General features: G+C 61.2%; 11 protein-coding genes. 5 read left to right on the top strand and 6 right to left on the bottom strand.

Annotated elements, in window-relative coordinates; genetic code table 11:
* Nucleotides 1-8: 8 nt before the first annotated feature.
* Nucleotides 9-722: an ABC-type transport auxiliary lipoprotein family protein gene (locus N2A98_RS02570; RefSeq protein ID WP_032873461.1), complete on the top strand. Its 714-nt coding sequence runs from the start codon at nucleotides 9-11 to the stop codon at nucleotides 720-722.
* 215 nt (nucleotides 723-937) lie between these two features.
* On the opposite strand, the gene N2A98_RS02575 is transcribed toward N2A98_RS02570, so the two are convergent.
* On the bottom strand, nucleotides 938-2,470 hold the full coding sequence (locus N2A98_RS02575) for a HAMP domain-containing protein (protein WP_044270970.1): 1,533 nt from the start codon (nucleotides 2,468-2,470) through the stop codon (nucleotides 938-940).
* Between the two features lie 133 nt (nucleotides 2,471-2,603).
* Here N2A98_RS02575 and serB point away from each other — a divergent pair, with 133 nt between their 5' ends.
* A complete protein-coding gene (gene serB / locus N2A98_RS02580; RefSeq protein ID WP_003188034.1) occupies nucleotides 2,604-3,818 on the top strand; it encodes a phosphoserine phosphatase SerB in 1,215 nt (404 codons plus the stop codon).
* 130 nt (nucleotides 3,819-3,948) lie between these two features.
* Here serB and asd read toward each other — a convergent pair whose 3' ends face one another.
* The 3 genes from asd to N2A98_RS02595 are packed head-to-tail and all read right to left on the bottom strand — an operon-like array spanning nucleotide 3,949 to nucleotide 7,233.
* Nucleotides 3,949-4,809 carry an archaetidylserine decarboxylase gene (asd, locus tag N2A98_RS02585; RefSeq protein WP_003188035.1) on the bottom strand — a complete coding sequence of 287 codons (861 nt, stop codon included), beginning with the start codon at nucleotides 4,807-4,809 and terminating at the stop codon, nucleotides 3,949-3,951.
* Between the two features lie 15 nt (nucleotides 4,810-4,824).
* On the bottom strand, nucleotides 4,825-5,640 hold the full coding sequence (locus tag N2A98_RS02590) for a rhodanese-like domain-containing protein (RefSeq protein WP_125969437.1): 816 nt from the start codon (nucleotides 5,638-5,640) through the stop codon (nucleotides 4,825-4,827).
* Nucleotides 5,641-5,697: 57 nt separating this feature from the next.
* Entirely contained in the window at nucleotides 5,698-7,233 is a 1,536-nt protein-coding gene (locus N2A98_RS02595) for an HDOD domain-containing protein (RefSeq protein ID WP_275622990.1), read from the bottom strand.
* Between the two features lie 166 nt (nucleotides 7,234-7,399).
* On the opposite strand from N2A98_RS02595, the gene motA reads away from it, so the two are divergent.
* Together motA and motB are read left to right on the top strand one after the other, a co-directional pair.
* Nucleotides 7,400-8,251, top strand: coding sequence for a flagellar motor stator protein MotA (motA, locus tag N2A98_RS02600; RefSeq protein ID WP_003188041.1), 852 nt, complete (start codon nucleotides 7,400-7,402; stop codon nucleotides 8,249-8,251).
* 3 nt (nucleotides 8,252-8,254) lie between these two features.
* Nucleotides 8,255-9,274, top strand: a complete 1,020-nt coding sequence (gene motB / locus N2A98_RS02605; protein ID WP_275622991.1) for a flagellar motor protein MotB — start codon at nucleotides 8,255-8,257, stop codon at nucleotides 9,272-9,274.
* A 58-nt stretch (nucleotides 9,275-9,332) separates the two neighbouring features.
* Here the strand turns inward: motB and N2A98_RS02610 are convergent, their stop codons facing one another.
* Together N2A98_RS02610 and rsgA are read right to left on the bottom strand one after the other, a co-directional pair.
* The gene (locus N2A98_RS02610; protein ID WP_044270978.1) at nucleotides 9,333-9,728 is read right to left on the bottom strand and encodes a type II toxin-antitoxin system PemK/MazF family toxin; all 396 of its coding nucleotides are present in this window, start codon (nucleotides 9,726-9,728) and stop codon (nucleotides 9,333-9,335) included.
* A gap of 286 nt (nucleotides 9,729-10,014) precedes the next feature.
* Nucleotides 10,015-11,046, bottom strand: a complete 1,032-nt coding sequence (gene rsgA / locus N2A98_RS02615; RefSeq protein WP_003188044.1) for a small ribosomal subunit biogenesis GTPase RsgA — start codon at nucleotides 11,044-11,046, stop codon at nucleotides 10,015-10,017.
* A gap of 108 nt (nucleotides 11,047-11,154) precedes the next feature.
* Here rsgA and orn point away from each other — a divergent pair, with 108 nt between their 5' ends.
* Complete coding sequence (gene orn / locus N2A98_RS02620; protein ID WP_044270980.1) at nucleotides 11,155-11,697, top strand: oligoribonuclease; 543 nt, start codon at nucleotides 11,155-11,157, stop codon at nucleotides 11,695-11,697.
* Nucleotides 11,698-11,869: the final 172 nt, after the last annotated feature.

An 11,869-nucleotide genomic window follows, 5' to 3' on the forward strand; every position in this document is an offset into this window, starting at 1 on the left:
TGGATGGGATGATGACTGCTCCACGCCTTCCTCTATTTTTGATGCTCGCTGGCCTTTTGGGGTTGGCGGGTTGCAGCACACACCAACCGGTGTCGCTGTACCAGCTGGACAGCGGAAGTCCGGCTCAGCCAGCTCAAACCGCTGGCATGGCAGTATTGCTGGGGCCGGTAGTCGTTGCCGACTACCTGCAACGCGAAACCCTGCTTCAACGTCAGAACGACGGCAGCCTGCAAGGTTCCACAGATGGTCGTTGGGCCGGTAGCCTGTCGTCGGATATCAATCAGTTGATGTTGCGTCAGGTCGCCGGCCAGCTGGACAGCCAGCGTGTGGTCTTGGCACCGGGACCCTCCGGGTTCACTCCGGATGTACAGGTATTGCTGACCATCACGCGGCTGGACTCCGGCAAGTCGCAACCGGCGATCCTGGATGCACAGTGGCGCCTGATCGACCGTCGCGGGCAAGTGCGGGACAACCGCATTGTGCACCTGCAGGAAGAACATGCAGGCACCACCGCGTCCCAGGTCCAGGCCCAGGGTGTGCTGTTGCAGCATTTGGCTCAGCAGTTGTCGGTGGCGCTCAAGCCATTGGCCAACCAGCCGCCGATTGCCGAAGCGCAGCCGCGTAAGCAAGCCCCGGCCCAGGCCAAGCCTGCGGCCCCGGAAAAACCGAAGATGCCGATGGCTACGCCGATTCGCACCGATCTGGAAGTGTTCAGGTTCTGATCTGAATCGCGCACAAACAAAAGGCCCGCTGAATAAGCGGGCCTTTTTATTGGGCTGCGAATACCACAAACCAAATGTAGGAGCGAGCTTGTGTGGGAGCGGGCTTGCTCGCGAATGAGGTGTGTCAGGGTCACATCAGTTGACTGACACGCCGCTTTCGCGAGCAAGCCCGCTCCCACATAAGCCCGGCTCCACAGTAGGTATAACGCTATGCCTCAGGGCTTGCGGGTCTCATGCATCCGCGCCAACTGCCGTTCCAGCATCGACGGATACGGCTCCATCAACCGCTCCACACAGCTGGCACCCTCAGGGCTGGCAATCGGGCGGATACGTGCGCGTTGGCGGATCAGTGTGTCTTCGCTGATCTTGCGCTCCACCAGCAACAGGTTGCGGCTGTGCTGGGACAGGGCCAGGGCATCCTGGGCGATTTCAGTGAGCAGCAGGTCGATCTGGCTCATGCCAAACAGGTCGTCACCCACGGTTAGGCCCAACTGCAGTTGCAGGGTAATGCCGCTGTCGGCCACTTCGATCTGCAGGGCGTGGCCCAGGGCGCGCAACAGCTCGCCGCAGCAGATGGCGTTGGTCAGGTAGTCTTCGCCGCTGTCTTCGCTGTGGAACAGCATCAGCGTGCTGCCATCGTTCAGGGTATGCAGTTCGCTCTGATAGAGCGAAGCAGCCTGGTCGAGGCAGTCGCGGTAGCGTTCGAGCAGTTCGGTCAGGCGGGCACGGGGCAGGCGGCGCAGTTGCTCCTGGGCACCCAGTTGCACGGCGAGTACGGCGCTGTGCTGCGGCTCGGCGTTCTTGACCACAACCGGTTTCGGTGCGGCGACCGGGGCGGCTGCCGAGGTGTCGCGCAGGTCGGCGAACGGGTCTTCGTCGTCCAGCTCGTCTTCCTCGGCCTTGATCACATGGCGCGGTGCAGGCTTGAGGCCGGCCACCGGGGCGCTGTCGTCGAAGCCTGGGTCGCGCAGGTCGCGCACTTCAAACTCAGGCTCGTCGGTGTAGTCCTCGGCGTCGTCGTACTCAGGCTCGGGCTCGACTTCAGGCGCTTTGGGCTCCGGGGCAAAGCTGGCGTGGAGCTGGCGCGCGAGGTCGCCGATTTCGTCCTGGCGATCGGTAGCCGGGGTGTGTTCGTCGATATCCCGCAGCCAGATGCGCAGTTGCATCAACGGCGTGGAGATATGCCGGCCCAGGCGCAGGCTCAAGGCCAGGGCCAAAGCCAGCAGGATCGCGCTCAGGATGCCCATGCTCTGCAGGCTGATGGTCATGGGCTGCTGGAACTGTTGCATATCAAGGCTGATACGCAGTTGGCCGGCCTTCACGTCCTGGAACGTAATATTGCTCTGGTACAGGCCTTCGGCCTCACCGAGCAGGCCGTTTTTCGGGCGCTGCCCGGCCTCGGCCATGATCCGGTTGTCCACGCTATAGATAGCGGCGTGGGCCACCAGCGGGTTCTTGGTCAGGTTGTTGAGCAGCACGTTGAGGCTGAGGATGTCGTTGGACACCAGCAACTCAGTCGCCGAAGTGGCGGTCTGGGTTGTCAGGCTCGCGCCCAGGGCATCAGCCTGCTCGTGCATGGCCTGCTTGAACTGCAAACCCATCACGCAGGCGTAGATCACCAGGGCCAGAGCGACCAGGATCACGTTATGGCTGGCGATGCGCAATGCAATCGGTACACGGCGATGGCGCAGTGCCCGGAAGATCAGCAGGAAGAAGTTATCGGTTTTTACTGGCGTGGGCCGGTTCACTTGCGCTCGGCTCTTGGTCCGTGAAGTTGACGCGCAGTATAGCGACAGGCCCATGGCCGGCAAAGCGCTGGCTGTGCCCGATGGTCACTGAAAGTGGGTAGAATGCGGTTTTTTTCCAGCCTGGGGGTGCGCTTTGCGCGAAATTGTCCTGATCAACATCACGGGTGAAGACCGACCGGGTCTCACCGCAGCCATTACCGGCGTCCTGGCCCAGGGTGGTGTGAACATTCTCGACATCGGCCAGGCGGTGATCCACGACACCTTGTCGTTCGGCATCCTGGTGGAAATCCCCAGCACCGAGCAGGCCTCCTCGGTACTCAAGGACATCCTGTTTACGGCGTATAAGCTCGATCAACAGGTGCGTTTCACCCCGGTGTCCGAAGCCGATTACCAACACTGGGTCGAAGGCCAGGGCAAAAAGCGCCACATTGTCACCCTGTTGACCCGCAAGGTAACGGCGGAGCAGTTGCAGCGCGTCAGTTCCATTACCGCGCAGTACGGATTGAATATCGACCATATCGACCGTCTGTCGGGTCGCATGCCATTAGACACTCCGGCCGACAAGGGCAAGGGCTGCATCGAGTTCTCCGTACGCGGCGAACCGGCTGACGCGCAAGCGCTGCGCGCCGACTTCCTGAGCGTGGCCCAGGAACTGAACGTCGATATCGCCTTCCAGGAAGACTCCCTGTTCCGTCGCAACCGCCGCCTGGCGGTGTTCGACATGGACTCCACCTTGATCGAAGCCGAAGTCATCGACGAGCTGGCCAAGGCGGCCGGTGTGGGCGAGCAAGTGTCTGAGATTACCGAGCGGGCGATGGCCGGCGAGCTGGATTTTCGTGCCAGCTTCAAGGAACGTCTGGCGTTGCTCAAGGGCCTGGACGTGGGCGTGCTGGATTCGATCGGCGCGTCGCTGCGCCTGACTGAAGGCGCCGAAACCCTGTTCGCCGAACTCAAGCGCCTGGGCTACAAGACTGCCATCCTGTCCGGCGGCTTCACTTACTTCGCCAAGCAGTTGCAGGCCAAGCTGGGCATTGACTATGTATTCGCCAACGAGCTGGAAGTGGTGGATGGCAAAGTGACTGGCGTGGCGGTGGAGCCGATTGTCGACGCGCAACGCAAGGCCGACCTGCTCAAGGAATTGGCGCACAAGGAAGGCTTACGTCTGGAGCAGACCATTGCGGTCGGCGATGGCGCCAATGACTTGCCGATGCTGGCGATTGCCGGGTTGGGCGTGGCGTTCCGTGCCAAGCCGTTGGTCAAGCAATCGGCCAAGCAGGCGATTTCGACCTTGGGGTTGGATGGCGTGCTGTACCTGCTGGGCTTGCGTGACCGCGACGGTCAGCTCTAGGGCGCCACTCAACCACCTGTAGGAGCGAGCTTGCTCGCGAAAATCGTCAACGATTACCCGGGCATTCTGGATGCCCGCGGTGCTCTTGAGTGCTTCGCGAGCAAGCTCGCTCCTACAGGGGTTGTGTCGATCAGGCTTTAGGCAAGGCGATACCCTGGCCCATCTGCACCGGCGTACCCGCTGCCAGTTCTTCAGCCCACTTCACCTGGTCCGGCCCGAACAGCACGATGGCGGTCGATCCCAGTTTGAAACGACCCAGTTCCGCACCTTTTTCCAGATGAATCGGCGCGCGAGCCGCTTCGTCGTAGCGGAAGGTTTTCAGCTCGCGCTTGGGCGGCGTCACCAAGCCGGCCCACACGGTTTCAATCGACGCAACGATCATCGCACCCACCAACACCACGGCCATCGGGCCGCGTTCGGTGTCGAACAAGCAGACAGCGCGCTCGTTACGGGCGAACAACTCCGGCACGTTTTCGGCGGTGGTCTGGTTGACCGAGAAAATCCGACCCGGCACATACACCATCTCGCGCAGGGTACCGGCCAATGGCATGTGCACCCGGTGGTAGTCCTTGGGCGACAGGTAAATAGTTGCGAACTCGCCGCCCATGAACGGCGCAGCCATCGCTGCATCGCCACCGAGCAGTTCCAGCACGCTGAAGCTGTGGCCCTTGGCCTGGAAGATACGGCCATGTTCGATCGGGCCTAGCTGGCTGACCGCGCCATCGGCAGGGCTCAGGACTGCGCCTGGGGTTGGATCCAACGGGCGGGCGCCGTCTTTCAACGCGCGGGTGAAGAAGGCGTTGAAGTGCTCGTAGGCGCTCAGGTCTTCCACCAGGGCCTGGGACATGTCCACCTGGTAGCGCTTGGCGAACCAGGCAGTGAAGGCGTTCTTGAACCAGCGCACGCGGCACTCGGCGATACAGCCGGCCAGGCGCGACAGCAAGTGGTGCGGCAGCAAGTACTGGCTGAGGATAAACAACTGCTTTTTCATAACTGTCCTTAAACCTTAAATCTCAACGGGGGTGTCGGGGTGGTTGCCCCATTCGCCCCAGGAACCGGCATAACCTTTGACTCGCGGATAACCGAGCGCCTTGGCCACCAGGTAGGTGAAGCCAGAGCGGTGGTGAGTCTGGCAGTGGGTGATGATTTCTTTGTCTTTGGTCAGCCCGAGGTCTTCGAGGATCTGCGGCATGTCACGGCGGATACGCAGGTTGCGTGCCTTGTCCATGCCGGCGGTCCATTCGAAGTTCACCGCGCCGGGAATGTGGCCGCCCTTGGCTGCGAGCACTTTCTCGCCGGAATACTCCAGCGGGCCACGAGCATCCCAGATCCCCAGGTCGGCCGCGCCGAGACGGCTTTGCAGGTATTCACGGGTGGCGGTAGGGCCGTCGTGCAGCGTAAGGCTGACCGGGCCGCCGGCTGCTGGGGGCACATCGGTGGAAAGCGCGTGGCCTTCATCCAGCCATACCAGCAGGCCACCGTCGAGGTAGTGATATTTCTGGTGGCCGATCACGTCGAGCATCCAGATAAAGCGCCCGGCCCAACCGCCGCCTTCGTCGTCATAGACCACATAGGTGGCGTCCGGGGTGTGGCCCAGTTCACCGAACAGTTTTTCCAGGTCGGCCTTGCTCGGCAGCAGGCCGGGTGCGGGTGGCTGGCCCAGTTGGGTGCGCTTGGGGTCAACGAAATGCGCGCCGGGGATATGCCCTTCGGCGTAGCGGGCAGCACTGGTGAGGTCCACCAGTATCAAGTGCTTGGAATCGAGGCGACCTAACAGGTCGGCGGATTCGATCACCAGCGGCAAGCCAGAGAAGTCAGGCATGTGAGGTCTCCTGGGCACAAATGTTGGTGATAAAGGCCGGTGATTGTAGCGCAAGCATCAGGCGCTGCGGTTGGTAAAGCTGTGCAGGGCTTTCTCGATGCATTGGGCGGTTTTGCCGAACGCTTGCACGGTGGTTTCCGAGAACGGCCCGCCGCCCTGGTCCGCCACGATCAGCATGACCACGCGGCCGTTGCAGCTCAGTGAGCGCAACAGCAGGTGCTCGCCGACAAACAGGCGACGCAGGATCGGTGGCAGCAAGGCGGAAAACTGCGCATGGTTGTCGGGGTTCAGGCGTACCTGGGCGGACTTTTCCAGCAGGCGTTGCAGCAACGTGCTGTTGACCACATCCAGGCTCAGGTGAGCCGCGTCCTTGGGCAGGCCGTCGGCCTGGTGCACACGCAAGGTGCTCAAGGCGCGATCGGCCATGAATATCAGTACCCGCTGCATGCCACTGGCCACCAGGGCTTCCTTGGCGCAAGTGGTCAGGTGCATGGCGTTGGCAAAGCGGCTCGGTTCCACCAGCAACTCGGTGCAACGCGTGCGCCACACGGCCAAGGCTTCGGCAGTCGGAGGCGGTGCAGGCAACAAGCCGCGATGGACCTTCTGCACATGCCACGGCCAGATCAGCGACAGCGCGGGGTGCCAGAGGTCGGGCATCAAGGTGGTGCGCGCGCTGGTCACCGCTTGCTGGTGGGCTTGCTGTTGAACATCGCTCAATGGCGTTTGCAGGTACAGCGCCGTCAGGTATTGCCAGCGCTCGGTGTGCGGGCAGGTCCAGGATTCCTGGGCCGACATCGCCAGGCCATTGGCCAGCAACACGGTATTGGCCGGCTGGTTCAGCCAGCGCCGCAGGTTGGGCTCGGCATCGAGCAATTGCTGGTGGCGCAGGGAGTCGTCTTGACGGGCAATGTGCAGCGCCTTGACCAGCAGGCGTTGCTCGGCCAGCAGCAACTTGTAGCCCTGTGAAACCCAGATCGGCAGGTGCCAGGCTTCGGTCAGGCCCAGGCACAGGTCGAGCAAGCGCACGCCGAACAGCTGTTGCTCGACCTGGCGCGCCGATTGGCCTTTATGGATCACCCGCAACTCCCATTCTTCCAGCAGCTTGGGGTAGGCGACGGCCATCGGCCACAGCGGCGACAAAAACAACAGGCTGCCCCAGTGGATGTCCTGCCACAGCCGCGCCAGGCGACTGCCGAACAAACCGTTGGCTTGCTGAGATGCGTGCTGGCTGATCAGCAGCAGCTGACGCAAGGCCACGGGAATTTCCCGGGCGGGTACCGAAGGCAGGCGCGCCAACAACTCTTCGGCACGTTTGAGACCCAGGCGGTTAAGCGCGACTTCAAGGTTTTCCGCAGGTTCGGCCAGGCTGCCGTGGGCTTGGCTGTTGGCTTCGCGCATCACACTCAACACCAGGGCCGGGCTGTTGTGCATCAGCTCCGCAATATCTCGCAATGAACTGCGGCTATCGCGAATGGCTTTGCATACGCGCTCATGACTGGCCTGGGGCACGGGCAGCAGCACGTCGTCCAGGCACTTGATCCAAGCGGCGAGGGTGGTGGGGCAGTTCGTTGGGACTGTCGTTTCAATTGCCATGATTGGGGCGCGATCATCACTTGCGTTCTACACGCCCGGAACGGGCCGAATTGGCTTTTCGCCTTAACGGGCTATAGTCTGGCGCAGTTTTGCCGATAAGTAGAACAAGAGTTTTGTGCAACACCCCCTATGTCCATGAACCCGACGGCGCAAGTACCCCTCTCCTATGGCTAAAATTATCGGCATCATTGTCGTCATCGCAAGTGTGCTCGGAGGGTACGTCCTCTCCCACGGTAAAATCGCCGCACTGATCCAGCCTTTCGAAGTGCTGATTATTGGCGGTGCCGCGTTCGGCGCATTTTTGCAGGCCAACCCAGGCTATATGACCATGCACGTGGTCAAGAAGTCCCTGGGCATGTTCAGCTCGCGCTTCTCCCACACGTTTTATCTGGAAGTGCTGGGGCTGATCTACGAGATCCTCAACAAGAGCCGCCGCGAAGGCATGATGGCGATCGAGGGTGATATCGAAGACGCCGCAGCCAGCCCGATTTTTGCCAAGTACCCGGCCGTGCTCAAAGACGAGCGCATGACCGCGTATATCTGTGATTACCTGCGCATCATGTCCTCCGGCAACATGGCACCCCACGAACTGGAAGGCCTGTTCGACATGGAGCTGTTCAGCCTCAAGGAAGAGCTGGAGCATCCTTCCCACGCCGTGACCGGCATCGCCGACGGCATGCCCGGTTTCGGTATTGTCGCGGCGGTACTGGGTATCGTGGTGACCATGGCGTCCCTGGGCGAGGGCGATCAGGCGGCCATCGGCATGCACGTAGGTGCGGCGCTGGTGGGGACCTTCTTCGGTATTCTCGCCGCCTATGGTTTCTTCGGCCCGCTCGCCACTTCCCTGGCCCACGATGCCAAGGAAGAAATCAACCTCTACGAAGCGATCAAGGCGTGCCTGGTGGCATCGGCCTCGGGCATGCCGCCGTCGCTGGCCGTGGAGTTTGGGCGCAAGGTGCTGTACCCGAAACATCGCCCGAGTTTCTCCGAGCTGGAACAAGCGGTTCGCGGTCGCTAAGCCATGGAAAACAACCAGCCGATCATCATCAAGCGCGTCAAGCGCTTCGCTGCGGGGCACCATGGCGGCGCCTGGAAAATCGCCTTCGCCGACTTTGCCACGGCGATGATGGCGTTCTTCCTGGTGCTGTGGCTGATGTCCACCGCTACGCCAGAACAGAAGATCGCCATCGCCGGCTACTTCAAAGACCCGATTGGCTTTTCGGAAAGCGGCACGCCGTTTGTCATTGACCTGGGCGGCTCGCCGGAACTGGCGCCAGAGCGCACCATCAACCCCGAAGTGCAAACGGAGTCGCCCCAGGAAAAAATTCCGATTGAGCGCGACACTGTCGAGTCCATGGCTGAGCAGGTCGAACAGGAGCGCCTGGAACTGTTGCTGCAGGAATTGCAGAACAAGGTTGAAGAAAACCCACAGTTGCTGAAGTTCAAGGACCAGATTTCCTTCGAGATCACCCCCGAGGGGCTGCGCATCCAGATTACCGATGCGGCCAACCGGCCGATGTTCGACTCTGGCAGTGCGCGCTTGAAGCCGTACTTTGAAGACATCCTGCTGGCCATGGCTGACACCATCAAGGCGGTGCCGAACAAGATCAGCATCAGCGGGCATACCGACGCCAAGCCCTACGCGGGCCAGGGCGATTTCGGCAACTGGGAACTCTCGGCCAACCGCGCCAATGCCGCCCGGCGTGCGCTGGTAGCCGGCAGCTACCCGGACCAGCAAGTGGCGCGCGTGGTGGGCTTTGCCTCCTCGCAGCTGTTTGATCCCAAAGACCCGTTCAACCCGGTCAACCGCCGTATCGACATCGTGGTGCTGACCAAAAAAGCCCAGCGTGCGATTGAGGGCGATCAACCACCGCCACCGGCACCGACCCAGGGCGACGGTGCGCCAGGCGAAGTGCCGGCCGACCCGAACGCGCTACCGCCGGAGCAGGAACCGTTGCCAGCCCATGAGCTGCGCCAGAAGCTGAACCTGTTTGATGATGGGGGCGTCAAGGATCCTACGGCGCCCGCACCGGGGTCATAATTGATCTATGCGCTGGAAACGTAAACGCCCCGATCATTCGGGGCGTTTTCATGTGTGTTCAAAGTGGGAGGTATGCTTTGACACCACTGACTACGCCTCGCATGTCGTCGGCGCACAGGCGCGGGACGAAGTACTCCCGACCTTTGGTGCGAGTCTTTCTATGCAACTTGTCGAGGCGCTCAAAGCTGACGGTATAAATCATGTCGCACTTCACCCATAGCTCTTTATAACCATCGGACTGAAGTGGATTGGTGCGTAGCAAATGGTGCCAGTCGTATTGGGTCGCTGGTGCAGTAGAGGAGATTGGCACCACGGTGCAGAGCTTGCGACTGTGGGTCGAGGTAGGAGATATCACGACGACTTTGCGGATCTTCAGCATTTCCGGGGCGACAAAGCCTCGGGTGAAGTCACACAGCAAAACGTCGCCTTGTTTGGGGTGATAGTAGAGAGCCAAATGTTAATTCCCCACAAAAAGCAAAGCCGCCCGAAGGCGGCTTCATTCGACACGCAGCGGAGCTTGCTTCGCCCCTTCTGCGCCGCTGGATCAACTCCGAAAAGGATCCAGACTCCTGCCAGCTTTCGCTGGTGACGGAGCAATTATGAGCATCAGGAAATCCGAATACAAGCTGGCTTGTGCGTATCAGCCACCCAGTTGGCTCGAATTCTTGATGCCTGCTCCTGTTAAATCAATGGGCTAGGGCTTTCAGCCCCCCGGTTTATGTGTATCAAGAAATTGACCGTCAATAACTGCTCTCAGGCAAGCTCGCAATAATCGACCGATAGCTGTTCATCCGCTGCTGCTGCACGCGCCCATCTTCCAGTGCCTTGAGCAACGCACAACCCGGCTCGCGGTCGTGTTTGCAGTCACGGAAGCGGCAGGTGCCGATCAGGTCGTTGAACTCGATGAAGCCCGCTTCCACATCGCTGCGGCTGACGTGGCCCAAGCCGAATTCACGAATACCCGGTGAGTCGATCAACTCGCCGCCGCCCGGGAAGTGGAACAACCGCGCAGTGGTGGTGGTGTGGGTGCCCTGGCCGGACAGTTCCGACAGCGGGCCCACGCGGGTTTCGACTTCCGGTAACAGGCTGTTGACCAGCGACGACTTGCCCACGCCTGACTGGCCGACGAACACGCTGATTCGCCCGTCCAACTGCTGCTGCAGCTGTTCCATGCCGTTGCCGTGGTGAGCCGACACTTCCAGCACCGGGTAGCCCAGGGTGCGGTAGACCGCCAGCAACGCATTGAGCGCCGGGGCGTTCTGCTCGTCGATCAGGTCGAATTTGTTCAGCAGCAGCAACGGGCGGATACCAGCATGCTCAGCCGCGACCAGGTAACGGTCGATCAGGTTGGCATGGGGCTCGGGCAGCGGCGCGAACACGATCACGATCATGTCGACGTTGGCCGCCACCGGCTTGAGCTGGCCACGGCTGTCGGGGCGGCGCAGTTCGGTGCTGCGCGGCAACTGGGCGACGATGACGCCGATGCCCTGGTTGCCGGCACGCCACACCACCTTGTCGCCGGTGACCAGCGCAGGCAGGTTGGCGCGCAAGTGACAACGGAATACCTGGCCTGCGAGTTCGCCTTCGAGCGCCTCGACTTCGACCTGCACACCAAAGTGCGCGATCACCAGGCCCGTTTGTTCGGGGCCCAGGTCGCCGCCCTCGAGCGCTTCCACGGCGGAGGATTCACGTTTGGCGGCGCGGGCGGCGCGTTCACCTTGAATCTTTTCGATGCGCCAGTTTTGGCGACGGTTGAGCTGGCGTTTGGCCATTGGTGTTCCGTGTCGATAATGCAAAAGTTGGGTAAAACGGTCGCGAGTCTAGCACGCCCCCGCCTGCTAAACTGCCCGGCTACGCCAAGGTGCCAAGAGAATCAAGCCATGCAAAACCCACAGAACCTGATTTGGATCGATCTGGAAATGACCGGTCTGAACCCCGACACCGACGTCATCATCGAGATGGCGACCATTGTCACCGACAGCAACCTCAACACTTTGGCCGAAGGCCCGGTGATCGCCATCCACCACAGCGACGCCGTACTCGCCACCATGGACGAGTGGAACACCCGCACCCACGGTAACTCCGGGCTGACCCAGCGCGTGCGCGACAGCCACATCAGCATGGCCGAAGCCGAAGCCCAAACCATCGCCTTTCTGGAACAGTGGGTGCCCAAGGGCAAATCGCCGATCTGCGGCAACAGCATCTGCCAGGACCGTCGCTTCCTTTATACGCACATGAAGGGGCTGGAAAGTTACTTCCACTACCGCAACCTCGACGTGTCGACCTTGAAGGAACTGGCTGCGCGCTGGGCGCCGGAAGTCAAAGACAGCTTCCATAAAGGCAGCACGCACCTGGCGCTGGATGATATTCGCGAGTCGATTGCCGAGTTGCAGCATTACCGCAAGCATTTCATCAAGGCTTGAAGATGTAGCGCCTGGCCCGGCGTCTTCGCGAGCAAGCCCGCTCCCACATCTGTTCCTCGTTCGTCATGACAACTCGGTCAAGTGTGGGAGCGGGCTTGCTCGCGAAGGGCGCGACGCGGTCTTTAGCCAAACGCCCCCTTTTGGTGCCCTCGGCAAATGATTAGACTGCCGG

Source organism: Pseudomonas sp. FJ2-5-13 (genome assembly GCF_029201605.1).
GTDB classification, from domain to species: domain Bacteria; phylum Pseudomonadota; class Gammaproteobacteria; order Pseudomonadales; family Pseudomonadaceae; genus Aquipseudomonas; species Aquipseudomonas lactis.